The sequence below is a fragment of the Paenibacillus sp. OK003 genome (genome assembly GCF_900109515.1).
Classification (GTDB): domain Bacteria; phylum Bacillota; class Bacilli; order Paenibacillales; family Paenibacillaceae; genus Paenibacillus; species Paenibacillus marchantiae.
The window spans coordinates 285,197-310,733 of sequence record NZ_FOBD01000002.1 but is presented as its reverse complement, the minus strand read 5'-3'; the positions used below and the strand labels follow the sequence as shown (position 1 = coordinate 310,733).

Annotated in this window: 18 protein-coding genes and 2 pseudogenes; 11 read left to right on the top strand and 9 right to left on the bottom strand. The window is 51.1% G+C overall.

What is annotated here, in order from left to right; genetic code table 11:
• The first annotated feature begins 14 nt into the window (after positions 1-14).
• The 3 genes and pseudogenes from BMW94_RS04210 (at position 15) to gntK (ending at position 3,598) form a co-directional block, all read left to right on the top strand.
• A pseudogene (locus BMW94_RS04210) lies at positions 15-881 on the top strand (carbohydrate ABC transporter permease).
• A gap of 21 nt (positions 882-902) precedes the next feature.
• A pseudogene (locus tag BMW94_RS04205) lies at positions 903-1,726 on the top strand (carbohydrate ABC transporter permease).
• Positions 1,727-2,047: 321 nt separating this feature from the next.
• Positions 2,048-3,598 carry a gluconokinase gene (gene gntK / locus BMW94_RS04200; protein WP_090994817.1) on the top strand — a complete coding sequence of 517 codons (1,551 nt, stop codon included), beginning with the start codon at positions 2,048-2,050 and terminating at the stop codon, positions 3,596-3,598.
• Positions 3,599-4,279: 681 nt separating this feature from the next.
• Here gntK and BMW94_RS04195 read toward each other — a convergent pair.
• The gene (locus BMW94_RS04195) at positions 4,280-4,654 is read right to left on the bottom strand and encodes a polyketide cyclase (RefSeq protein ID WP_090994815.1); all 375 of its coding nucleotides are present in this window, start codon (positions 4,652-4,654) and stop codon (positions 4,280-4,282) included.
• A gap of 161 nt (positions 4,655-4,815) precedes the next feature.
• Between BMW94_RS04195 and BMW94_RS04190 the strand changes: the two genes are divergently transcribed.
• The 3 genes from BMW94_RS04190 (at position 4,816) to BMW94_RS04180 (ending at position 7,095) form a co-directional block, all read left to right on the top strand.
• Positions 4,816-5,133, top strand: coding sequence for an ArsR/SmtB family transcription factor (locus BMW94_RS04190; protein WP_254790119.1), 318 nt, complete (start codon positions 4,816-4,818; stop codon positions 5,131-5,133).
• A gap of 63 nt (positions 5,134-5,196) precedes the next feature.
• Complete coding sequence (locus tag BMW94_RS04185) at positions 5,197-6,012, top strand: hypothetical protein (RefSeq protein WP_090994812.1); 816 nt, start codon at positions 5,197-5,199, stop codon at positions 6,010-6,012.
• A 123-nt stretch (positions 6,013-6,135) separates the two neighbouring features.
• Positions 6,136-7,095 carry an MraY family glycosyltransferase gene (locus BMW94_RS04180; RefSeq protein WP_090994810.1) on the top strand — a complete coding sequence of 320 codons (960 nt, stop codon included), beginning with the start codon at positions 6,136-6,138 and terminating at the stop codon, positions 7,093-7,095.
• A gap of 161 nt (positions 7,096-7,256) precedes the next feature.
• On the opposite strand, the gene BMW94_RS04175 is transcribed toward BMW94_RS04180, so the two are convergent.
• The 3 genes from BMW94_RS04175 to BMW94_RS04165 all read right to left on the bottom strand — a co-directional run bounded on the left by BMW94_RS04175 (position 7,257) and on the right by BMW94_RS04165 (position 10,443).
• Complete coding sequence (locus BMW94_RS04175) at positions 7,257-8,075, bottom strand: carbohydrate ABC transporter permease (RefSeq protein ID WP_090994807.1); 819 nt, start codon at positions 8,073-8,075, stop codon at positions 7,257-7,259.
• Positions 8,075-8,968 carry a carbohydrate ABC transporter permease gene (locus tag BMW94_RS04170; protein ID WP_090994805.1) on the bottom strand — a complete coding sequence of 298 codons (894 nt, stop codon included), beginning with the start codon at positions 8,966-8,968 and terminating at the stop codon, positions 8,075-8,077. The genes BMW94_RS04175 and BMW94_RS04170 overlap by 1 nt, the downstream gene beginning before the upstream one ends.
• Before the next feature lie 131 nt (positions 8,969-9,099).
• On the bottom strand, positions 9,100-10,443 hold the full coding sequence (locus BMW94_RS04165; protein ID WP_090994802.1) for an ABC transporter substrate-binding protein: 1,344 nt from the start codon (positions 10,441-10,443) through the stop codon (positions 9,100-9,102).
• A 482-nt stretch (positions 10,444-10,925) separates the two neighbouring features.
• On the opposite strand from BMW94_RS04165, the gene BMW94_RS04160 reads away from it, so the two are divergent.
• On the top strand, positions 10,926-11,957 hold the full coding sequence (locus BMW94_RS04160) for a LacI family DNA-binding transcriptional regulator (RefSeq protein WP_090994799.1): 1,032 nt from the start codon (positions 10,926-10,928) through the stop codon (positions 11,955-11,957).
• A gap of 448 nt (positions 11,958-12,405) precedes the next feature.
• Here BMW94_RS04160 and cydC read toward each other — a convergent pair whose 3' ends face one another.
• From cydC to BMW94_RS04140, 4 genes are read right to left on the bottom strand one after another with little or no spacing between them, the layout of a single operon-like run.
• Positions 12,406-14,355 (bottom strand): thiol reductant ABC exporter subunit CydC, encoded by a 1,950-nt coding sequence (gene cydC / locus BMW94_RS04155; protein ID WP_090994796.1) that lies wholly within the window; start codon positions 14,353-14,355, stop codon positions 12,406-12,408.
• Between the two features lies 1 nt (position 14,356).
• Entirely contained in the window at positions 14,357-16,231 is a 1,875-nt protein-coding gene (gene cydD / locus BMW94_RS04150; protein WP_090994794.1) for a thiol reductant ABC exporter subunit CydD, read from the bottom strand.
• 1 nt (position 16,232) lies between these two features.
• Complete coding sequence (gene cydB, locus BMW94_RS04145; protein ID WP_090995173.1) at positions 16,233-17,249, bottom strand: cytochrome d ubiquinol oxidase subunit II; 1,017 nt, start codon at positions 17,247-17,249, stop codon at positions 16,233-16,235.
• Positions 17,233-18,648 (bottom strand): cytochrome ubiquinol oxidase subunit I, encoded by a 1,416-nt coding sequence (locus BMW94_RS04140; protein ID WP_090994791.1) that lies wholly within the window; start codon positions 18,646-18,648, stop codon positions 17,233-17,235. The genes cydB and BMW94_RS04140 overlap by 17 nt, the downstream gene beginning before the upstream one ends.
• A gap of 430 nt (positions 18,649-19,078) precedes the next feature.
• On the opposite strand from BMW94_RS04140, the gene BMW94_RS04135 reads away from it, so the two are divergent.
• The 4 genes from BMW94_RS04135 to BMW94_RS04115 are packed head-to-tail and all read left to right on the top strand — an operon-like array spanning position 19,079 to position 23,391.
• Positions 19,079-20,377 carry a tetratricopeptide repeat protein gene (locus tag BMW94_RS04135; protein ID WP_090994788.1) on the top strand — a complete coding sequence of 433 codons (1,299 nt, stop codon included), beginning with the start codon at positions 19,079-19,081 and terminating at the stop codon, positions 20,375-20,377.
• A complete protein-coding gene (locus tag BMW94_RS04130; RefSeq protein ID WP_254790104.1) occupies positions 20,374-21,288 on the top strand; it encodes a glycosyltransferase in 915 nt (304 codons plus the stop codon). The genes BMW94_RS04135 and BMW94_RS04130 overlap by 4 nt, the downstream gene beginning before the upstream one ends.
• 1 nt (position 21,289) lies before the next feature.
• Positions 21,290-22,723 carry a glycosyltransferase family 4 protein gene (locus BMW94_RS30825; protein ID WP_254790103.1) on the top strand — a complete coding sequence of 478 codons (1,434 nt, stop codon included), beginning with the start codon at positions 21,290-21,292 and terminating at the stop codon, positions 22,721-22,723.
• Positions 22,720-23,391, top strand: a complete 672-nt coding sequence (locus tag BMW94_RS04115) for a class I SAM-dependent methyltransferase (RefSeq protein ID WP_090994783.1) — start codon at positions 22,720-22,722, stop codon at positions 23,389-23,391. The genes BMW94_RS30825 and BMW94_RS04115 overlap by 4 nt, the downstream gene beginning before the upstream one ends.
• Before the next feature lie 88 nt (positions 23,392-23,479).
• On the opposite strand, the gene BMW94_RS30705 is transcribed toward BMW94_RS04115, so the two are convergent.
• Complete coding sequence (locus tag BMW94_RS30705) at positions 23,480-25,495, bottom strand: glycosyltransferase (protein WP_090994780.1); 2,016 nt, start codon at positions 25,493-25,495, stop codon at positions 23,480-23,482.
• Between the last annotated feature and the right edge of the window lie 42 nt (positions 25,496-25,537).

The following is a 25,537-nucleotide window of genomic DNA, read 5'->3' as shown; positions in this document are numbered from 1 at the left end:
CACTCTTGTCCCGGATGTGGGAACATCGTGCACTCTATGTGGCGATCTCTCCGTTTTACATTCTGTTTGCCGTGTTTGGACTGTTTCCGATCGGTTTTTCCTTATATCTGGCCTTCCACAAATGGGATGGCATTGGTGTGATGACCTATAACGGATTAAACAACTTTAAATATATGCTGACTGATGCTGAATTCTGGCAAGCGGTGGGCAACACGTTCATGATCTGGATTTATTCCACTATCCCCATGCTGTTCTATGCCCTGATCATTGCGTTTCTGCTGCATGCACCTTTTGTGAAGTTCCGTACGCTGTTTCGGGTGGGGTATTTCCTGCCGAACGTGACGTCCATCGTGGCCGTGGCCATTATCTTCGGTGCCCTGTTTGCCAACAACTATGGCTTCCTCAACTATCTGCTACAGTCCGTCGGACTTCCCGTGGTGGAATGGCTGAATGCACCGTAGGGCATCAAAGTAGCGATATCCTCCATGGTAGTCTGGCGCTGGACAGGATACAACGCAGTCATCTATCTAGCCGGACTTCAGAGCATCCCGCAGACATTGTACGAGGCAGCCAAGATTGACGGCGCATCCGGGATACAGTCTTTTTTCCGAATTACGATTCCGATGCTGCGTCCCGTCATTCTGTTCACTGTGATCACATCAACGATTGGCGGCATGCAGCTATTCACCGAGCCACAAATTCTCATGGGTAACGATGGCGGCGCAGGTGCAGCCGGGATGACGATTGTATTGTACCTTTACCGCGAATCGTTCATAAACAACTATTTTGGTTACGGTGCTGCGGTTGGTTGGGGCATGTTCCTCATTATCGCCCTGTTCTCGATTGTGAACTGGAAGCTTGTTCAAGGCAAGTCATCCTGATGTGACAAGGGGGGAGCGCTCATGACGTCCAAATCTCTCAAATCGCTGGTGTTGTATATCGGTCTTATCGGGGGCATGCTCATTTCCATGTTCCCGTTCTATTGGCTGATTGTCATGTCTACCCGGACGACGTCCGACATCTATAAATTCCCGCCTCAGCTCTGGTTCGGGGGCGAACTGTGGAACAATATCAGTGGGGTGCTTCAGCAGATTGACTTCTGGGGCGCATTCATGAATACGTTGTTTGTGTCGGGCTTGGTGACGGTACTGGTGCTGTTTTTTGACTCACTGGCAGGGTTTTTGCGAAGTTTGAATTCCCGGGTAAAAAATGGCTCTTCGTCCTGCTGCTCGCCACCATGATGGTGCCTTCCCAGCTGTCGCTGGTCCCTTCCTTCGTGCTCATGGCGACGTTCGGATGGGTCGGTTCCTTCAAAGCTCTCATTATTCCGGGCATGGTGAACGCCTTCGGCATCTTCTGGATTCGCCAATATGCCACGGAGTCCATACCGAATGACCTGCTGGATGCCGGACGAATCGATGGCTGTAATATTTTTCGGCTCTATTGGAACGTAGCGTTGCCCATTCTGCGGCCTGCGTTTGCTTTTCTCGGTGCGTTCACGTTTATTGGCGTATGGAATGATTATCTCTGGCCCCTGATCGTTCTGACGGATGCGCGAAAGTATACGCTGCAGATTGCGCTGTCTCAATTAAACGGACTGTACAATACGGACTACGCGATGGTTATCGCGGGTACATTGCTGGCTGTTATTCCGTTGATCGTGATGTTCCTGTTCATCAGCCGCCAGTTTATCTCCGATATTGCCGCAGGAGCTGTAAAGGATTAGATCTGGCTTATAGTGTATTTTGATCCATCCCTCAAGTCTGATATTCTTATCTATAGATAAATACCAGCTGCCATATAAGTTGGATGAATAGCGCCACGTGGGCAGAGGGGACAGAAAAGGCCTGAAGAAATGAAGTTAAAAGCTTTCCAGAGGAAAGCTACTTCGGAAGCATATGCTTCGCATTTATAACCAAATTTCTCCCTTTGAAGAGGGATCAAAGAAATTTGGGGATAACGGCGATCGGAAGGCTTTCTGTACCCGGAATGTTAACGTGTAACAGCATTCATTTCACTTATATATTCAAGAAAGAGGGATGACAAAATGGCTTCTTCACCCTATATGATCGGCGTAGATATCGGCACTACCTCCACCAAGGCCGTCCTGTTTGAAGAGAACGGAACCATTGTGGCTCAAGGCAGTGCCGATTACCCGCTGTATACCCCTACTCCTGCGATTGCAGAGCAGGATGCAGAAGATATTTTCAAAGCCGTAGTAGAATCAGTTAAACAAGCGACCTCCAAAGCGGGCATCCAACCGGATGAAATCCTGTTTGTATCGTTCAGTTCAGCCATGCACAGCATTCTGCCTGTCGATCAACACGGCAAACCGCTGATGCGGGCCATGACTTGGGCAGATAATCGCAGTGCCGAGTGGACGGAAGCACTCAAAACCGAAATGAACGGTCACGAAATCTATTTGAGAACCGGTACGCCGATTCATCCGATGTCACCTCTGACCAAAATCATGTGGCTAACCAGAGATCAACCCGAACTGTTCAAACAGACGCACAAATTTATTTCAATGAAAGAATACGTATTTTATAAATTGTTCTCCGAGTATGTGATTGACCATTCCATGGCCTCAGCTACCGGAATGATGAATCTCGAAAAGCTAGACTGGGACGAGGAAGCTCTCCATGTCGCAGGCATCACTCCGGATCATCTGTCCCGCCTCGTGCCGACGACACATGTACTCAAGAAAGGCATGAATCCTGAGTATGCCAAGGAGATGGGTATTGCGGATTCGACGCCATTTGTCATCGGGGCAAGTGACGGCGTGCTCTCCAATCTGGGCGTAAACGCCATTGATCCAGGCGTCGTGGCCGTTACTATCGGTACCAGCGGAGCGATTCGTACCGTCGTGGACAAGCCAGTCACTGATCCGAAAGGGCGTTTCTTCTGTTATGCGCTCACTGAGGATGCGTGGGTGATTGGCGGTCCAGTCAACAATGGCGGGGTGATATTCCGTTGGATTCGGGACGAGTTTGCGGCTTCCGAGGTCGAGACGGCGAAAAGACTTGGAATTGATCCATATGAAGTGCTCACTCGTGTTGCGGAAAATGTACCTCCGGGTTCGGAAGGTCTCTTGTTCCATCCGTACATGACAGGTGAGCGGGCTCCGCTCTGGAATCCGAACGCACGTGGCTCGTTTTTCGGCCTGACGCTGCATCATAAGAAAGAACATATGATTCGCGCTGCGCTCGAAGGTGTATTGTTCAACCTGTACACGGTCATGCTCGCGATTGAAGAAAAGATCGGTCGTCCGAAAAAAATCCAGGCGACAGGCGGCTTCGCCCGCTCGGAGTTATGGCGACAGATGATGGCGGATATCTTCGATCAGGATGTGATCATTCCCGAAAGTATCGAGAGCTCCTGCCTCGGGGCAGCTGTGTTGGGGCTTTACGCCCTTGGGCGCATCGATTGCCTCAGCGCAGTTTCAGGCATGATTGGATCGACTCATCGCCATCAGCCAGACCCGGATAGCGTTCGCATCTATCGCGAACTGCTGCCGATCTTCATCCGCATCTCCCGCAAATTTGAAGAAGAGTATGCCGATATCGCTGCTCTTCAGAATAAAACGATGCAGAAATGAGTGGAATTGGGTGGGTTAGTCGATAGGCAAGTAGGCGAGTTCATCGAGTTCATCGAGTTCATCGAGTTCATCGAGTTCATCGAGTTCATCGAGTTCATCACAGGCTACGCCTTCCTGCTGCCAAACGCCATACGCTAACGAACCGTGCGCATCTTATTAGAGATATAAAGCTTGGTTTAGTATTCTAACGAACTTCAGCCACCTTATGTCGGCTGATCGCAGCATATATCTGCCTATAAATTGAAAATACAGGGCATTAGCTTGCCTGAGATTCGTTAAACATTTAATTAAGCCGAATACCCTCCAATAGCGTGTGTGAGGTTCGTTGAAAGTAGCCGTTCACCCTATCCATGCTAGGATGGCCGCTGGGGGCCGTGCCCGGTTCGTAATACCATACGACATCCGATGACCCGTCTGATACATATTCATGAGGGCCGTCTCCCAGTGCAATGGGGGAGGGCCTTTTTCATGCAGGCTTTTTTTCACAAAATATAATAAGAATGATCCACGTTACTCCTCCAATTCCTCCACACTTAATAACGTGCTGATGAGATATTAAGCAAAATAGTGGCAATCAGCATGCTCAATAAAAACAATGATTAATTTATATATTGGCATAACAAAACTCCACAGCATGAAGCTACCGTGGAGTTATATAGGTTATCTACAGGTTGCTGAGAATTACTGGTTATATTTGCTGAATGCATCCTTGTCGGACTGCACATTTTCCAAATATACAATCTGTCCCGCCTCATTCACACGAGCGATATCGATGCCTGTTTTGGCATATACCGTTCCGTCCGCCGCTTGTCCGCATACCGCCCAGTTCGTTTGATAGCTGCCGTCCGGCTGAAGCTTCCACTCGTCCCACATGTGTTTCACATCGCTATTGTATTCATAGAAAGCCTTCATAAATCCATCGAATCCTGCTCTGCTGGTGCCGTTCAGCACAATCTCTGCATCCGGTGTAAATAGGGACAACAGATCCTGCATCGCACGTTCGTCTGTACGGGAAGCGTCAAATAAACGGAAATAGTTGTTTAACAAGGTAAGCATAGGTATTCCTCCTGAGATGTATAAGCCGATTTGGATTTCAGTTCGAAAAATATCAAACTAACTGAGATAAAATGTACCACACTTTCGGTCACAATAACAACCCTCAGTTCGAAAAAATTCAAACATTGAAAGAGATCGTCGAATATGCTACCGTCATAGATATGAAAACTCCAACGATACCTATGGCTTCGGAATTGAATCTGACCATGGTCTGCAACGCACTCGGTGATCCGGTACGGATGAAAATTGCACACTGTCTGGCCAGCTCTGGCGAGAAAAACTGTTCCGCCTTCGAAGTAGACCATATTTCCAAATCAACGTTGTCTCATCACATCAAAATCTTGCGTGAAGCAGGCCTTATCCGGCCTCGCATTGAAGGTAAACAGCACTTCTATTCTCTGAGAAAGGAAGACTTGAACTCCCGTTTTCCCGGTCTTGTTGAACTGATTCTGAATACAACCGAGGAATATGTACATTAAGGAAAACGATGCTTGAATCATGCGACACATCATCTTATGGATTGTATAAAGGAGGTTGATTTCTTGGATAAGAAAGCGGCAAAAATTCTGCTAGGCACCTTCTGGGGAAGCGGCGGCTGGAAAACCATATCTGCTCCCTTCTCGGGGGATGACTTTGAGTATGCCAAAAGCAAAGGTCTTATGTTCGATCCGCTGACCATTACCCATGATGAGATCGTCGCACGTTTGCATGAAATTCATCAGGACAACACCATCAAGCAACGGGTAGTATCGGCATTTTTACACAGTTTGTCTACCAAAAAAGGTTATCTGCGCAGCGCCCTTTCCAGCTGGGCTTTAACATCGAAACTGCCTTTGCATACCTACGAGGAACGACGTGCACTGCATGCCAACACCAGCTCCTGCGGGGATTGCAACTTCCTGCGCCTGCAATCGGACAAGACGTACACAGACGTCGACCTGAACGTATTGAACTTTGAACGGGTGAAATGGGGCGGGGTTCGCCATAATAACCTGTTATACTGCCTGATGGATCTGGAACTACTGTTGGCCAGCAAGGAAGCCACCTATGAAGTGACTGATCCAGACATCGCTATACTTGTGAGCATGCTTGAAACAGCGCAGACCTGCGAGCCTCATGACAGCGCACGCGGGTTGGAAAAACGCTGGAAAGGTTTGTTTCCTTCGAGCAAACAGGAACGCGACGCGATCCTCGAAATCTGGGGTGCATCCGGTCTGCTTATTCCGCAGGATACGCCACGAAAAAGCAGAGGCGGGTACAGCGACTTCCACTTTGCCGCAACCTGGCAGGGAGATGACGGTTATAGCGCAGATGCGGCAATTTCCATCTTTGGCTCCTATCTGCCCCAGAAACTCTAAGCTACATTCGGCTCTCGTACAAGTTTAAATCAAGCTTAGGTTACAATAATGACATCGACAGATTTCCTGTTTAGCTCGTATAATAGGGGGAAATTGGTAGATAGGAGTGAATCAAGCGAAGTTATGGTATACATACTGGCTTTTATGCTGTCTTTTGCTGTCGTGGTTCTGCTTATTCCGCCGCTTGGTCGACTGGCACATCGGCTCGATTTTGTGGACAAGCCCCGAGAAGATGTGGAGCGTAAGCTGCACAGGCAGCCCATTCCACTGACGGCGAGTTACGCGATATTTACTGGATTCTTCCTGACATACATTGTTCTTACGAAAGAAATTTCATGGGAAACGGCGGCCCTGGTCGCTGGCGGAATGCTTCTGTTAACGATTGGTACAGTCGATGACTGGTACAAAACGAAAGGCAAAGACTTCCCTGCCCTGCCCAAGATGCTCGTACAGGTCTCTGCCGCAGTGCTCGTATTCGCTTCCGGTATTGCGTTCACCGGGTTCGTGAATCCCTTCAATTCCGAATACATTATGCTTCCGATCTGGCTGCAATTCATTTTGACGATCCTGTGGATCTTCGGGGTAACTACCGTCATCAACTTCTCGGACGGCATGGATGGACTGGCAGGTGGCTTGTCCGCCATCTCAGCCATTACCTTGTTCATCGTTGCCATGACCAAAGGCCAAACTGACTCTGCACTGATGGCGATTACGCTGGTGGGCGTTACGCTTGGTTATCTGAAATTTAACAAAGCACCCGCCAAGGTGTTCATGGGCGACGCAGGAGCGACGTTTCTCGGCTTCATCCTGGCGGTCATCGCCCTGGATGGTGCTTTCAAACAAGCGACCATGTTGTCTATTTTCATCCCGATTCTGGCGCTCGGTGTGCCGATCTTCGACAACATTTTTGTGGTCATCAAACGCTTCATTCAAGGCAAAGCGATCTACCAAGCCGATGCGAGTCAGGCTCATTATCGACTATTGCGTGCTGGTCTGAATCAAAATCAGGTGGTCGGTGTGCTATACCTCGTCAGCACCTGCCTCTGTCTGTCCTCCATCATTCTGATGCTGGTGGAGCTGTAAAATAATAAAAACAAGCAAAGAAGCAGCCCTCACTCAGATGAGGGCTGCTTCTTTGCTTTCGGTTTTAACTCATGTGTATCACTCCACACGCTGGCCTACCCAGTCAGGCGAACGAGCAATGACTGCTCGCGCAGCAGTCCCTATTAGCTCTGCACCAGAATTTAAGATTTAATAGCCCCGGCCATGGCACCTCCCACAATGAACCGTTGCAGAGCAACGTACAGGACAACCAGCGGCAAGGTAACAATCAGAATGCCGCAGGCGAGCAGCGGCCAGTTATTCATGTATTGTCCATAAAATGTGAAGAGTCCTTTAGTTACCGGCTGATAACTCGGATCAGATAAATAAATAGTCGGCCCGATAATATCGTTCCATACACCAATCGCGGTGAGAATAATGCCTGTTGCCAGGATTGGCTTCATTAACGGAACAAGGATCGTGAACAGATAACGTGTATATCCACACCCGTCCATGGCCGCAGCCTCATCCAGCTCACGCGATACGGATTTGATATAACCCACAAACATCAAAAAGGCGATCCCCGTCCCTGTCGTCTTCAGCAAAATATACCCCAACTGCGTGTTGTAGAGACCCAGATTGTTGATCAGGGAAAACTGCGGAATGAGCGGGTTAGGAAGATACATGGAGATCAAAAAGAAAATATATATAAGTGTGCTGAACTTCACGTATCGGCGTGCGAGCGGAAATGCGGCAAAGATGGACAACATTAATGTCAGAAGGGTGGACATCCCTGTATAGAGCACGCTGTTCCACATATACTGAGAGAAATTCCCTTTATTCCATGCCTCGGAAAAGTTCTCAAGTCGGATTCCTTCGGCCATCGCTACAGGATCAAGCAAATATTCCGTCTGCGTCTTCATCGATACATTGAACAGATAGAACAGCGGGAAAACGTACAACGCAAGCATAAGCAGGACGATGACGTAGCTAACCATTCTCGACGTTTGGCTCTGCTTCATTACACTTCCACCTCTCTTCTGCGAAGATAGAACAGCGCAATCATGGATATCGTAAATACAAAGAGGAACTGAATCATGGCGACAGCAGAAGCCAAACCGTAATCAGCCGTTCCGCTGCCAAACGCCGTAGCGTATACATCAAACGCAAGCGTCGTTGTATTAAACTTGCCACCCGTAAGTACATAGATAATGTCAAAAGTTTGCAAAGCTCCAATAATGGACAACAGCATGTTGACCGTAAATGAAGGGGCAATCATCGGGAATGTAATGTTGGTAAAGGCTTTCCATCCCGAAGCACCATCCATGTAACCCGCCTCGTACAGATCGCTTGGAATGGATTGCAGACCTGCAAGAAAGATCGTCATGGAATAACCCATGTACATCCAGATCTGAACGAAAATAATCAGTTCAAAGGCGATATTATAATCACCAAAAAAGTTGGAGCTGGTGCCAAACAAATTCAGAAGCGACTGGGCTGGTCCACCCAGCGGATTCGCTACGAGTTGCCAGATCAGTCCGGACACCGTAACCCCCAATACAACCGGCAGAAAGAATACCGCACGGTACAATTTGTCGCCTCTAAGCTTCTTGTTGATTAAGATCGCCATGAACAAACCAACCGCATTTTGGATGACCACCACAGCAAATGCAAAATACAAGGATCGCCCAATAGCATCCAGCCGATCTCCGGCATTGGATGCACCAAAGAATGTTTTATAATTTTCAAAGCCGATAAAGTTCCATTCCTGACCCCGAACACCAGTTGCATCCGTGAACGAAAACAGCACTGTTACGATCGATGGCCCGAAACCAAACACCATGTACAGCAGCAACGGAATGCTCAAATAGAGATAAGGAACAAGCCGAGCCTTACCTTTTCCAAAGGGATACATCATCCTCACACCTTTCATGTGGTAAAACCAAGACAAAGGAAAGCCGAAATAGCGATCTGGCCTGAGCCCGAAGGCTCTGACCCTGAGCGTTATTCCGGCGTATGCGGCACATATGTGCCATCGATGCTAACTTATTTTGGAGCAGCAGCGTCCCAGTCCGCTTGTGATTTGCTTGCAAGCTCTTCCGGCGTTGCAATCGGTCCGGCAGGCTTGAGCATTTCCGCGTGAACGCTGGACTCCGAAATGTATTGCCCTACATTTTGACGGTTAATGAACAACTGATCCCAGGAAAGCTTGAAGTTTTCCAGGTAAGGCTGAATGTCCTTGATAAATTCGCTCGTTATTTCCACATCAGGTTGTGTTGGGAGGAAGCCGGCTACATTAACAAAGTCCGTATAGTTCTCATTCTCGGACAACATATCAAGCCATTTCATTGCGTAGTCCTTGTTCGGTGATTTATCCACCACCATCCAGGTCATATCGTATTTACCGGCCAAATCTTTGTTTTTGGCCGCATCATTGCTGCCAGGAATAGGGAAATAGCCGAATTTCAGTTCAGGGTTTGCCGTTTGAATCGTTGTTGCATCCCAAGTGCCGTCAGCAATCATGGCAACCTTTCCTGTAGCAAACAAACTTGGCAGTGTGCCGTAGTCAACACCCATGAAGCCCGGCATCGCACTGTTCATCAACACTTGAGATTTTTGCAATACTTCGATCTGGACTGGATCAGTCAGCTTGGTTTCGCCAGTCCACAGACCTTTGATATAAGCAAGCTGATCCTCATGAATAGAAGCCTGAAGACCTTGCACCGCGAGGCCAATCGGCCATACATCCTTACCCGCCAGACCAAGCGCCTCTACCCCATTATCTTTAAACACTTGGATGACATGTTGCAATTCATCCCAGGTTGCAGGCACTTCCAGATTATATTTGGCGAAAAGCTCCTTGTTGTAAAACAGTCCTGTGAAAGCCACTTTACCCATGTTTACGCCGTACACTTTGTCGTTGTACGTCATTGCGTTCTGTACGTCCACTTCATTGTAGTTTTGGATGAATGATTGATCAGACAGGTCACTGATCAGCCCTGCATCAATCCATTGCTTCCACATCGGATCAGCAGCGCCCTTGGACCAGTCCTGCGGAGCGCCTACAAAGCTTGATTTAAGCGGAATGATATCGACATCCCCACTAGTACCGGCGTTCATTCGTGTTTGCATCAATTGATCATATGTAGCATCCGCCGGAACCGTCGTATACTCCACCTTCACTTCCGGATACTTTTCTTCGAATTTTTGATTAAACGCTTTGATGTAGTTGTTAATGTTCTCTTGCTGCCAGTGAATGATCTTCAAGGTAACTTTCTTGCTGCTGTCTGTAGCCTGAGTTCCTTCTGATTCCGAAGAGCTGCTGCCACAAGCGGCGAGCACAAACAATAAAGCGGTTACAAGTGAAATGGCTAACATCTTTTTCTTCATTTTCGTTGTCCCCCAAGCATTTGAATTAAATTTACGAAATCAGTTTCGTTAATCACACCCTTATTATGACTTCGGCTCTTTATTTTGTAAATAGTCAATTTATGTTTTTGTTTTTCATGCTCCAACCCCGCTTGATAAAAGCTTTTTTTATCGTTGGTTGAGTTGAAATCAAGTTAATCTTTACGAAAGTTACGAAACACAGTACATAATATGATTTCATGTACAGCCACAGATCACCCCGTATTCTCTTAAATGGACTCAAAATCTGTAAGATAATTGTGATTATAAGCTAAAATTAGTCCTTATTTTTCGCAACAAACCTCCTTGATTCCTTCAAACCTATAAACGCATGTTATTTCATGTGGTAAAACCCCTTTCTGCTGTTGACTCTCCGGTCTTTGTAGCATAGAATACTTGCAAGAAAGCGAAAAAACCGACACAGCCTTAGTTTACGAAACTAGTTTAGAATCCGAGGGATGTTTATGAATATCAAAACGATAGCGAGTTTAGCTGGCGTGTCTGTAGCAACGGTGTCCAAGATTATTAATAACTATCCAGATATTAGCGAGGAAACGCGCCAGCGCGTGCTTAAGATTATGGAAGAGACAGGCTATCGTCCATCTTCTTCAGCCAAAACACTGGCGACCAAAAAATCCAGCCTCGTTGGCGTCGTTTTTGCAGGGAAGCTGAACGTCGATTTCAGCCACCCTTTCTTCGTACAGGTCATCAATGCGTTTAAGAAACAAATTGGCTTGCTTGGATACGATCTACTTTTCTTCTCGAATGAGAAGTTTCTGGATCAGGGTGAGGATTACTTGGCGAGATCCAGGTATTTTCAAGTGGATGGCTGCATTATTATTGCGGGGGATGAAGTGGAGAGCAGCGTATTCGACCTGGATGCCAGCCCGATTCCTTGTATCGGCATTGACATTGAGCTGAAAGGACAGGGCTCCTGTTACATCATGTCGGATAACGAGAAAATTTCAAACAAAGTTGTCGAGCAGTTCTATATGAACGGGTACCGGGATATCGGTTTTATCGGGCTTCAGCGTGCCTCCTTAGTGATGGAGCAGCGGGAAGAGGCATTTAAGCGTTCCCTAAAACAGTTTAGTATTGAGGAGAAGCCCGAATGGATGGTATACAGCACCGATTATGCCGCAGCAGACGGATATGAAGCAGCCAAGAAAATGCTCTCCTGTGATGTTCTGCCACGGGCAGTGTTTGCAGCCACGGATCTGCTCGCCTTCGGAGCTGCCCGCGCCTTCAAGGAGCACGGCCTGCGCATACCGGAGGACATCGCGATTGCAGGCTGTGACGATATCGAGGCCTGCCGCTATACCGATCCGCCGCTCACAACCGTCAAGCAGGACACCGACAAAATCGGACGCCTTGCCGCCATGATTCTGTTCGATCTGATGAACAAGCAAATGGATAACCGCTGCATTAAAGTGGAGCCGGAACTGGTTGTGCGTCAATCCTGTGGCACAGCGATGCTGCTGGCACAGGAGATCTGAGCGATACGTCTTTGGGACTGGCTGCTACAGATCAGATCACATTCTGGACATAGCGAATTTTTCATACCATTCCCTAACAGGAATCGAAAAGGGGATGTCCCGTAAGTCATGAATATGACAGGGGACATCCCTTGTTCGTGTTATTTTGTTTTAATGAACCTGAGACACGCTATTCGCTCCCATTTGCCCAGATCTGAGATCTAACGAATAACAGAGACGTTATTTCGTCGATTCGGCCGATTTTTTAGGTTTTGACAACGTTTGATGACGAAATAGCGTTACTGAGGTTCGTTAAATCTTACAAGCGTTGATGATCCGCCTTTTGAGGTGCGGCAGGTTCGTTAGCGCTTGGAGCGAGGCGGAATTTCTTTTGAGACAGCCCCATTTTGCGATGCTGACAGAACGGACAGTCCCGGCTCTGATCATGGTTACACCGGGAAATCCCCTGCTATCTGGAGGCTACAGGTGGTAGCGTGACCGCAGGTTGCTGCCCATCTGCCCAACCCGGTCGATCAAGTTCAACGAGACGGCGATAACGCTCTTCCCGGGCTAGCAATTGTTCGTGAGAACCCTGCATGGTGATCTGTCCATTTTCCATAAAAATAAGTTCATCCATCCGTTCCACTCCCATCAGGTGATGGGTGACCCAGATCATTGTTTTGCCCTGCATGCTGTCCAGAATCGTCCGCATAAGCGCCCGCTCCGTCACAGGATCAAGTCCTACAGTCGGTTCATCGAAAATAACGACAGGCGTTTCACGAAGAAGTACCCGAGCCAGTGCAATCCGCTGTCTTTCTCCACCAGAGAAACGAAGTCCTGTCTCCAGCATCGGGGTATGATAACCCTGCGGTAAAGATTCAATGAGATCGGATAAACCTATTTGCGCAGCCACCCGCTGGATTTCTTCGTCTGTTGCATGCGGACGGCCGATCCGCAGATTGTTAGCTACTGTTGTATCAAATAGATGTGGACTTTGGTTCAGCACCGCAATGACATCCGTTATATTTTCGCCCATCGTTTGTACTGGAAGATCATTGATGAATATGTTCCCGGCAGATGGGAGCAACGCTCCCTGAATGAGCTTCAGAAGGGTTGATTTCCCACCACCACTGCGACCGAATATAGCCAAGCGTTTGCCCTGCGGAAGATGAAGAGATACCTCCTGCACAGCCAATGGAGCACCTGACGTATAACGATAACTCACCTGATCGATCTGAATATCGGCTCGCAATCTGGGAGGAATACGTAGGCGGATACGTCGGTCCGACGCTTTTTCCTTACGCTCCAGAGAACCCAGCTGTTGTCCTTCTACAGGATTGCTGCCTGATATACCTGTCGTCATATCATCTTTGGCTCCGGCTGCTGCTTTCGCTTCTTCAGTTCCAGACTGTTCTGGCTGATGCTCTTCACCTTCCAAGTGCTGCAATCGTTCCAGCGATTCACGATACTGCGGGATATGCTCCACCGCATCTCCTACCGGCAGCAGTGCTTCCGTGAGTGGAAACAGTACCAGTACAAATGCTGCAATCATGACTGCAGGCAGCTGTCCCGCAGAAGCCGCACTTCCCGCCCATAAGGTCACGGATACCACCATTAGTCCGATCACACATTGGGCAATCAGATCACGCCAGCGCGTCCATTGCCGCAAGCGGAGGCGAATCATATCTGCCTGGCCTTCAGTCTCTTCCTGCCGACGCACAAATTCTTCAGCTCGTCCACTTGCTATCCAATCTCCGAGGCCAAGCACACCATCGGTCAGACGAGTGTACAACTTGGCGTTTTCCCGCTTCAGCCGCACTCGCAATTTCCAAGTCACTCGGAGGGAAATGGCTGGCAGCACGGCAACCAGAAACAGCATATACAACCCCATCCACATTCCAAAACCCAGATTAACGCTGCCAAAGGCCACAACAGCTCCACCGTACATCATGAGCGCCGTAACCGCCGGAAATACTGTACGCAGGTAGATATCCTGCAGGCGTTCTACGTCCTCTGCGAGAGCACCAAGTACGTCTCCTGTCTGCATGCGAGAGCGCAGAAACAGTGCCTGCGGCTCCAAAATCCGATACAGCTTCACACGCTGATCCGCGAGTATACGCAAAACCGCATCATGTCCGGCCAGGCGTTCGACATACCGGAATACGGCACGGAAAATCCCAAATGCACGAACACCCACGATAGGTACATATACCATCAAAATATTTTCAGGACGGAGCGCTGACTTGGAGATCAGAAACCCGGAGGTGAAGAGCAGCAGCACAGCACACAATGTAGCGCATATCCCCAGCGCAATGACTGCAAAGAGTCTCCAGCGGTACTGTGCCACGTACGGAGTGATCCAGCTATTTTTTTTGCCCCCGCTCCGGGCTGTTTCTGTCTGCTCATAACCGGCTTTCATCTTACACCGCCTCCATCTGGGCCTGAATCATCTGGTAATATACGCCTTGTCGGGCCAACAATTCCTCATGTGTTCCTGTCTCTGCAACCGTGCCGCCCTCCATCACGATAATGCGGTCCATATGGGGCATCCAATGCAGTCGATGTGTTGCCAGAAACACCAGCTTACCTTCAAACAGCGGTAGCATCGTCTGTTTCAATTCATACTCGGTCTCCACATCCAGATGCGCTGTCGGCTCATCCAGTAGTAGGATCGGGCGCGCACTGAGCAAAGCCCTCGCCAAAGCTACCCGTTGCTCCTGTCCTCCACTGAGCTGCCTTCCCCCAGCCCCAATCGGCTCCTGCAATCCATTGGGCAAGGAGGAGGTAAGCTTATGCAGACCTGCTGCGTGAATGGCTTCAGCCACCTCTGCATCCGAAGCCTCAGGCATATAGAACCGAATATTATCGGCCAAGCTACCACTGAAAATAGTTGGATGCTGCGGAATGGCCGCCGTTTGTTTTCTCCAATCTTCCATCATCTCTGGAGATAAGGGCTGGCCGTTATATAAAATCTGACCTGAAGTAAGCTGCTGGAAGCCTGCCAGTACATCAATCAGGGTCGATTTCCCTGCTCCGCTCGCTCCGATAATCCCTACTTTGCCAAGGCCAGAAACCTGAAACGTCACATCATTCAGCGAGCATGGCCCGTCTTCCTGATGCCGTACCTGTACGTTGGTAAGCGCCAGTCTGCTTGTCGCCTCCCAAGAGGTTTTCGATGAGGAGGCAGCCACGCCAATAAGGGCATTTACCTCACGTAAAACCACCCGTATGGTTGATGCGGACACATCACTTTGACCAAAAGCAGGTTCAGGCGAAGAGGATTCTCCGTTCTTTTCTGACACACCATGTTGAACAGCACTCGTGTACGCTTCCTTTTGCTTACGTTCGGCCATTTCCCCTCGTTCAATCATCTGGCTGATCGCTTCCCCGGCCTCTTTGCCGTCCAGTGTAGCGTGGTAATCTGCGCCTACCATTCGTACAGGCAGGAAGTATTCCGGCGCGAGAATGAGTACGGTCAACGCTGGTCCAAGCAGCATATGTCCTTCCGTCAGGCGCAGCCCCAAACCAACCGCCACCGAAGCCACCGACAGCATGGTGAAGAAATCAAGTGCGAAGGAGGACAGAAAAGCCATACGCAGCGTAGACATCGTAGCCTTGCGATAACGCTGACTAACCCGAATGATTGTTTCTCCATGTCTACCGCTTTGTCCCAGTGTTTTGAGTGTTTCCAGTCCACGCAGCGTATCTACAAAATGGTTCGCCAGCGCTTTGTACGACTTGAACTGTCCATTGATCTTGCGTTGTGCAGCCAATCCCACCAAAATCATAAACACAATCAGGATCGGCAGCGTCAGCGTCAAAACAACCCCGGACATCACATCCAGCTTGAAGACGTAGAACAGAATAACGATTGGCGTGAACCCCATCCCCAGCATTCGGGGAATAAACAGTTCCAGATACGTCTTATACTGGGCTGTTCCTTCGCGTGCCAAGGTTACCAGGTGCCCTGTTCCTTCCGTTTTGGCAAAACGCGGCCCCATCCGGAACCACTGCTCCACCATCTGTCTGCGCAGATCGTTTCCTGTCTTCTCCGCGTACCGCGAAGCGATGAGCTGCAACCAGAACGACAGGGCATAGCGGGCGGCAAAAGCGGCCAGGAACAGCAGCAGCACCGGGTACTGCTCTGTTACGGGTGAACCTTCAAACAATGCCGTAATCGCCCGTGCCAGCCATTTTGCCTGCATGAGAATCGTCATCGCCTGCAACAGTACTAGCGCTGAGGCCAGCGCAAGTACTGGCCGGATGCCCGGCAGCTTCAGCAGCCCCCGTCCCATATCAGTACTCCAGGTGATGCTGATCGTTCAGACGTTTGCGGAAAATGTAATAACTCCAGATCTGATAGCCAAGTACAAACGGAAGCAGCGTACAAGCCACTATCGTCATCACTTTCAGTGAATATGCACCGGATGAAGCATTGTAGACCGTCAGGTCAAACGCCGAACCCATTGAACTCACCATGACCCTTGGGAACAGACCGATAAATACGGAGGCAAACGCGATTGCAATCACGGCTCCCGTCATGCCGAAGGCCCATGCTTCACGTTTCTGACGCACGAAGTAAGCAGCCAGACCCAATGAAGCAGCACCCAGAACAACCATAATCCAGAGAGCCCAGCCGCGTACGGCGAACACATCGGTCATGAAGTATGTCATCACAGCGTAGATCGCGAGGATCGCTGCGAGCGGCAGCATCAGTTTTTGGGCCATATTCAGGGCACGTTCTCTAAGATCTCCCACGGTCCGTAAGGAAGCAAACAGCAGACCATGCACCAGGCACAACAACGTCACGCTCAACCCACCTACCACCGTATACGGATTGACGATGTCTAGGAAGCCGGGACGGAGCTGCATCTGAGCATCAATAGGAAGGCCTTTCATCAAGGTAGCGAAAACAACTCCGAACAGAAATGGCAGTAACGCACTGGAGACTACGATGATGATGTCCCACGTTTTGCGCCAGCGTTCATGTCTCATTTTGCTGCGGAATTCAAAGGCAACTCCGCGTCCGATCAAGGCCAGCAGCACCACGACCAGCGGCAGATAAAAACCGCTAAACAGCGTGGCATACCAATGCGGGAAGGCTGCAAACATAGCACCCCCTGCCGTAATCAGCCAGACCTCATTGCCATCCCAGAACGGACCGATCGAGTTGATCAGGGTACGACGTTCACGATCCGTTTTGCCAATCATTGCAGTGGACATGCCCACACCAAAATCAAAACCTTCCAGAAAGAAAAAACCAACAAACAAGACGGCAATCAGCAAAAACCACAACTCACTTAGTGACAACAGAATAACCCCCATCCACGCCGAACGGATCGGCCGATTCATCATGCTCCTCCGGCTTTTCGACTGCATATGGCCCTGCCTTGATTTCACGAACGAACAGATAGACCATCACAATGCCGAGAACCGTATACGCTGCGGTAAAAGCAATGGTGGAGAACAAAATTTGGCCTGCGCTTACGTTCGGGGATACCCCGGCTGCGGTTGTCATATAACCAAATACCGTCCACGGCTGCCTTCCCACCTCTGTCATAATCCAGCCCGACGTATTAGCGATAAACGGTAGCGAAATGGCGAACACCATCAAACGCATAAACCACTTGCCTGCTCCCTCCAACTTGCGGCGCATCGCCAGGAATGAACCGTATATCGCTAGCAAAATCATTAATCCGCCCGCAGCAACCATGATGCGGAAGCTCCAGAATGTCGTCCGTACTGGTGGAATATAGTCCCCTGGTCCATACGTTTGCTCATACTCCGCTTGCAGTTCTTTCATGCCTTTGACACTGCCAGAGAACTTGCTATAGGACAGATAACTGAGCAATCCAGGGATTTTGATCTCGCCGGAATTCTCCTGTTTGTCCGGATCGATCGATGCTACCACCGTCCATGGGGCAGGGTCTTCTGTCGTCTTCCATGTCCCTTCACTCGCCGCCATTTTCATCGGCTGTGTCTCTACCAGATATTGCGCCTGGAAGTGACCTGAAAAGGCAACCCCCAGTGAGGAAACCAGACCAATAATGATGGCAATGTTGAACGATTTGCGGAAAATCTCCACATCCTGCTTCTTCATCAATTTGTAGGCACTAATTCCTGTTACCACAAATGCACCTGTCATCAGGGCACCAAAGATCGTGTGAGGGAACTCTACCAACAGCTGACCATTCGTAATCAGTGCAAAGAAATCATTCATCTCGGCGCGGCCATTATTAATCTCGAAGCCAACCGGATGCTGCATGAATGAATTGGCTGCCAGAATCCAGAGCGCGGACAGGAATGTGCCGACAAATACCAGCCAGATACAAGCTAGGTGCACCTTTTTGGACAAACGATCCCATCCGAAAATCCAGAGTCCAATAAAGGTAGACTCCATAAAAAACGCCAATAAGGCTTCCACAGCCAGTGGCGCACCAAATACATCCCCGACAAAACGGGAGTACTCCGACCAGTTCATGCCGAACTGGAATTCTTGCAGAATGCCTGTAACTACACCGACGGCGAAGTTAATCAGGAACAGTTTGCCCCAGAATTTAGCCATCGTTTTGTAGACTTCCTTACCCTTCACTACGTACAACGTCTCCATAATCGCTACCAGCAGCACCAGACCGATAGACAGCGGCACAAAAAAGAAATGGAAAATCGTTGTGAGCGCATATTGGATACGCGATAACATGATCGGATCCATACCGTTACCCCTTCTTTCTGTTCATATCGCAGTTTTCGTATTTGGCATTGAAGCCCCTTCTTCCGTTTCTGTCAGCCAAACACGTATTGATGAACGTATTGTGCCAGATAGACTATTTTATACATGTGACAATTATCACAAACCCTGCCATGACAGCAAAAAAAAGTGACGATGGTCACACAATAGAAAAAATTAAACTTAATCTTTGGGCTTGCCAGCTTCGTCTATTCACGGAAGATGCTCATGTTTGGGACGGAACGCCCATATGTTAGTGTCAGGCATAAAATACGCTGGGCAAAAAAAGGCATTACATATTGAATCATTGGATTCATTGATATCATTCAAAGCAGCGCCAATCCGATGTTTATCAGGTGGTGCTGCTTCAATCCATGAACGGACAAAAATGCAAATCAAGTGAGGTGATTCATCAATGGAAGAGCTGTCTCCAACCCCGGACTCGGAGAACCATCAAGGGGTAGATGCGGAACAGTCAAGTACGGCCTTGCCTGCCTTTCGTTATGTTCTTTTCCCCCGGAAGGGAGGATGGTCTGCTTTTCCCTATCCAGACATCGCTGCTCTGATGGTGGCGGAAGGGCCTGTCTACTATGTCAGCAGTCTGGAGCGCTCCGAGGAAATGCCTGCGAATATCACCGTCATCACGCTTCCTGAAGCAGAACAATTGCTGCAAGAGCCTCGTACGGTTGCCGTGGTTGCCCATCCCTACTGGCTGACCGCCACAGCCTCGCTCCTTCCGGAGCTCTGTATTGTACTTCTTCCCGAGCCGGTTGGTGAAGAAGCGGAGTCCCCCTTATGGGAGAGCTGCATTTCAAGACTGGTCGGTATCGCCGATCTGGTGGGCACCACTTCAGAAACACGCTATATGAAGCTGGTATTCCAGGGTGTGCGCGCCATTTGGCTGAATGGAGAGGATACCTCCCCTGCTGGTGTCATGCAAAAGGATGACCTCGAAGTCCCTCTCCGGGACTATGAACTGCTATTCCTGCATGCGCTGCGACAGACCCTCTCAGGTGTTCAGGATTCGATCACCCAGCTGCAATGCAGTGTGCGTGCCGACTTCTATCGTCAGCTTCGGTCCAAAGCAGGAGCGCATGAGACGATTTCCTTTTTGCTGGCAGCCTATGAATATGTGCTAGAGGATTCCAGAGCGGCCGCTTCACTCAAGGAAGCATTCTCTCACGCGGTATTAAACGGGCGCAATGATTGTGTAAGCTCACACTATCGATTCCTTTCCGCCATTCATGCGAGGGCCGGGGAAATCGAGAATGCGTTGCAGGTGTATGGAATCAGCGCAGGCAACGCACAGGAACGGCACCATTATGAACAGCTCTGTCGCTGGCTGGAGGCCGGGGAGGAACAGCTCGTCCAGGCAGAACTGCTGCGTCTGAATGATGATTATGGAAATGCATTGCACATTTTGGATAATCTCGGAGGCGAAACGGCACGACATTGGAAATTTCGTATCTATCAAGAGACTGGACGTGTGGAGGATGCATTAGATTTGGTGCACGCAGTGGATATTCAGGATAGCCCCAGCCGACAGGATTATCGGCAATTATGGGGTCTAGCTCTGGCTCTGCGCGGAGATCGTCACGGGGCGGTGAGACAATTTCTGGAGACGGCACTGGAGGATGAAGATGCTCTTGCGCGAATCGTCGAGATGGAGCTGTTGGATCAAGCCGTCCAGCAATTGCTGGGGGAGGTGCCATGATGCTGGACCCGAAGAAGCGCAGACAACATGTTAATATACCGATGGTGCATAGGGATATACGATCTGAAACAACTCATACCCCAACGGAAACGCTGGAATCGCTGCATGCTGACCCAGAGGGGCAAGGGGATCAGCAGGATGCTGTAAAACGCCAGGATACAGGCCTATTCAGAGAGCCGTTTTCCATTCGCCGTGTTCGTAAAAGTCAGGGCAATAAACTGACCGCCATGCTTCAGGTTCGTAACGAGCGCGGGCGATATCTGGAGGAAGTGCTGGACGATCTAAGTGAATTCGTAGATGAGATCGTCATTGTGGACGATGCCAGCACGGATGGCACACCCGATATATGCAGAGCCTATCCTAAGGTCGTTCGTCTGGAAGTGCTGGAGAAGCCGTTATTTGCGGAGGAATGGCGATTACGCAATGCGCTATGGCAGGCAGCGGCAGGTACCTCGCCGGATTGGCTGCTCTCGGTGGATGCCGATGAGCTATACAGCACGGAAGCGAAGAAAGGGATACGCACTCTGATTAACCAGGATCATGCGGACTGGATCGCTTTCCGTTTCTACGATATGTGGGGCGGCCGAACCCATTTTCGGGAGGATGACCTTTGGGGGCTTCATCGACGTCATACCGCTTCCCTGGTCCGCTATATGCCGGGTTATCCCTACTTTTATCCGCAGCAAAATCATCATGTGCCTCGTCTTCCCTTGCCATGCACCGTATTGCCCGGAATCAGCACGGAATTGAAAGTCCAGCATCTGGGCTGGGCAGGAAGTCTGGAGGATCGGGTTCGGAAATATTTGCGTTATAAACGAATTGATCCACACGGCGAGTGGGGCAGTCTGGAACACTATGAATCGATTCTTGATCCGGAGCCCCGACTGATTCCGTGGAAGGAGGAGCAGTGAAATGGGCGTGGTCAGCATATTGACACACAGCTTCACCGATGGATATAACCGGGAATTCAGCCGGGTGTTCGGGGGCGGTCTGGAGCGTTACGTCCTGGATTTATGCAGTGTAATCCGCGGATTGGGACACATCCCCGAGGTTCATCAGTTGTCCTATTTTGAAGCTTTTCAGACCCGTACGGAACAGATTGATGTATACGGATATGCCTACGATATGAATGATGTGCCCGAAGCTTTTGCCCGAATGGCTGCCGCAGCACGAGGACCCGTGATCTATGCAAGCTGCCTGTGGCAGCCCATTGCCTACAAGCCGGGCAGTCTCGGCATCTGCCACGGTATTAACTGGGATCGTCCCGCGCTGCCGCTCGAAACCAAGCAGCAAGTCGCGGAGCATATTCAGCTGGCACTGGATGGACTTGTACGCATCGTGTCGGTCGATTCTCATTTTCAGACCTTTTGCCGTGCTGCTTGTACGTTTGCCGACCCCGGTCAGGTCGTGCTCATTCCCAATGCAGTGGATACCTCCTACTTCACGCCTGCTCCGCCAAGGCGTACATTCGAGCATGAACAGGAAGAAGAATGGCTGGCAGCTTGGAAGAAAGATCTTGCAAGTTATGAAGATCATGCTGGAGCTGTCATTTCGGGGTTGAATGCTGCATCATCCGTGGGGGAAAGAAACGATGGAAACGGCATGGTTCGGGCGGACAGATCCGAGGTGACAGTAATCGCTGAAGAACTGGACTCGCCAAATATCAGACAGGGCATGGCTGGTCACCAGCCAAATGTGCTAACGGGTGATCATTTGAAGGAGCAGGAGAATGACACAACGGCCGCAATCCATGTGAGCCCTTCCCGTCCACTGCGCATTTTATATCCACGCCGCATCAGCATGGAACGGGGCATTATTCCGATGATGCTGGCAGCTGACCGACTGCTCGGTGCCTTTCCTGATCTAGAGGTCGAATTTGCCGGAGAGCTGGTTGAAGGCAGCACGGTGGGCCGATCCTTCCGGTATTGGCATCGCACGCACCCTCATACGGATCGAATTATACAGCGCACGTATGATTTTCGGGATATTCGCGAGGCCTACCATCAGGCAGATATCGCCGTGATTCCGACCGTCTTCTCGGAAGGAACATCCTACGCTTGTCTGGAGGCGATGAGCTGTGGGCTTCCGGTTGTTGCTTCCAATGTTGGCGGTCTGAATGATCTGATTCAGGATGGCTTCAACGGTCTGCTGGTACCTCCAGGTGAAGAAGCACTGACCGCCGCGCTGGTACGTCTCGTTCAGGATCGGGCCGAGCGGGAGCGGCTGGGTATCTATGCGCGTGAGACGGCGCTGTCTTACGACATATCCCACTGGCGGCGCAGGTGGAGTACGGTATTGGAATCTTTTTTGGCAGAAGCAGGATTAAAGGAGGGAATTCGGGGATGATGGATACGCCAAATGCAACGGATTTCACGGAATCAAGATACATTCGGGAGGGTGACCCCAAAACGGATACATTGGTTTTTCCACTGCATCCTGCGTGGTGGAGCCGTCCGTACGAGTACGAATGGGCACGCCAGTTTGCGCGGCAGGAAGACGTCGTACTCGACGCTGCCTGTGGTATATCCCATCCATTCAAATTTTGGCTGGCAGAGCACTGCCGGGAAGTTTATGCCTGTGATTGGGATGAGCGCATTTTGTCCAGAGAAGCGATCCGGCTGGATATCGCTTCTGATTTTGGTGAGCAGGCCGCACGTGATCTGCCCGAATCGAGCCTGGACCGACTGCATCTTGCGCAGGCCAATCTGGCTCAGCTTCCGTATGAATCGGAGATGTTTGACAGCGTATTCTGCATCTCTGTGTTGGAGCATCTGGATACAGGCACGATGCTGCGCGCCTTTCGCGAATTCGCCAGGGTGCTGAAGCCAGACGGACGGTTGATCGCCACGTTTGATGTGCCCGAGATGCGTCCGGACCTGCTAGAGACGATTATGGCTGTTACCGGACTGACGATCGAAGGCAAGCTGAGCGTGAAAGAACCGGAGGATGCCATCTGGTCTGACATGTACGGCCCGGCCATCCGTTGTTTTCGTGCTGTTATTCGTAAAGAGTAATTGGGGTGGATAAACGGGATCAGGATCAGGGGCATCGATTAAGATTAACTCTACATCCTTAAAACCCTTGGATTGCATTGCCTAAGCGTTAGAGATGAACCAGCAGCATGCTGCACTGGTTGGCATATGCTTCGGTGGATGCTGCGCCGGGTGATGTCAGGCGCAGCAGGGCGTGCAGGCCCGGCGGGATGGTCTTCGCCGGGCTGCCGGAGGCGGCAGGTTGCCGTGCAGTGACTTGGGCCGATTCGGCCCAATCACGCGCAGTGCGCTGCCGCCCGGCGAGCAAAGCGAGCGTGCCCGCCAGTACCATGGCGGGCACTTCGTGCGTGAAGGGCTGCTGCGCGCCATGCGGCGTGCCGAACAGCACAAGCAGCCCTTCACGCACGCTTGCGGGCGCGCGCAGCAGCCCGCAGCGGGCCGCAGGCGGAAGCGCCGCGAGCAGCGCCGGCGCCTGGCCGGGCGGCAGGGCCCGCAGCAGGCGCAGCCATGCGGCCCAGGCGCCTACGCGCGCGAGCGCCAGCGCCGCGGCGCGCACGGCCTGCGGCGCTGGCAGGGCGCTGCTGGCTGGGGCGCCGCGCAGCAGCGCTTCGGCTGCGCGGACTGAGTCGGGCGCGGCTGCCTGCTGGCAGGCCTTACGCCGCGTCGCCGGGGGCACGGCTGCGCCCCGCGCTGAGCCCGCCGCAGCACTGGCGCGGTGCTCGCCGGGCTGCTTGTGGCCGAGCGCCCACAGCGCCAGCGCCGCCTCCGGCCCGTGCTGCGCATGCGTCGCCCAGGGCTGCAAAGCCGCCCGGGCAGCGGCGTCCTCGCCGAGCTGGGCCAGCGCCAGCCCGGCGGCGAGGGGCTGCGCCCGCAGCGCGGCGGACAGCGATGCCGCGTGGCGCAGCAGCCAGTCCGGCCGATGCGCATCCAGCGCGGCCGGGATCAGCGCCTGCCAGGCCGCAGGCGGCAGGCTGATCCGCTGGGCTGCGCTTGCGATGGCGTTCGGCCGCCCGGTAGCTGCGGCCAGCAGTAACAGCCGCTGCCATGCTGACAAGCTACCGGGCTGTAAGGCGAGCGCAGCGGTATAGGCCTTAGCTGCCTCCTGCCAGCAGCCCATCCGTTCATGGGCCATGCCTTCCAGAGTCAGGCTGCGATACGTTCCGGCACCGGAAACGGACGTATATCGACTGGCTGTGGATGCTGCCGCTTTGGCCTGCTTGAGCCAGTCGAGGGCCGCAGCATCCCGTCCTTGATCGAGCTCCAACACAGCACCAAGCTCCAGCAGATCAGGGAAATCAGCATACACTGGCCTCCACTCCTCAATGATAGCGAGCGCTCTCTCTGGGCGGCTACGTTCCCGCCAGGCATAAGCCGTTTTGAGTACCAGATCCGAATGATATCCGCATTCCGGCGTAAGCTTTGCCAATAAAGGCTGCAGCAACCTGAGCGCTTCATCGTATCTCGCTTGCTGAAACCACTCGGCGGCCATGGCATATAAGAGTTCCGGTTGATCCGGTGACTCCTGGAGAGCGGAGCGAATCAGACGCATATTGCGCTCGGGTTTATTTTTGCCAACAATAACGTGCTCCAGATAGCCATGGTGAATAATCTCAAGCCCGGAATTGACCACACCCCACGGAGCGAAGGACAGAATGGAAGATGCCACTTCTTCATGAATCATGCCTTGAAAAGCAATCCGGGGATCATTCCGAAATAAACGACATACCGCATCCGTCACACGCTCTTCTCCAGACATGCCGAGCAAACTTGTGACCTGTATCCAGTATCCCCATACATCGTCCTGACCTGACTCCAGCAGCCGCTTCATCTCCGCCAGATTATGCTCGGACTGTATCCAGACTTCATCCGCATCCAGTACCAGAATCCAAGGATGGGTGGCCGCAGCAAGGGACAGGTTGCGGGCAGCGCTAAAATCTCCGGTCCATGCTGCATTAATGACAACCGCACCATAACGACGGGCAATGTCGGTCGTATCGTCCGTTGATCCCGTATCCACGATGATAATCTCATCCACAACATCCTGAATAGCATCCAAGCATCGCTGAAGCGACCGGGCCTCATCCTTTACGATCATGCACAGGCTGATTCCTGTCTGCATGTTCATCCTCCCTCCTTCCTATACGGGGTTCTGCTCTCTTTCACTCCA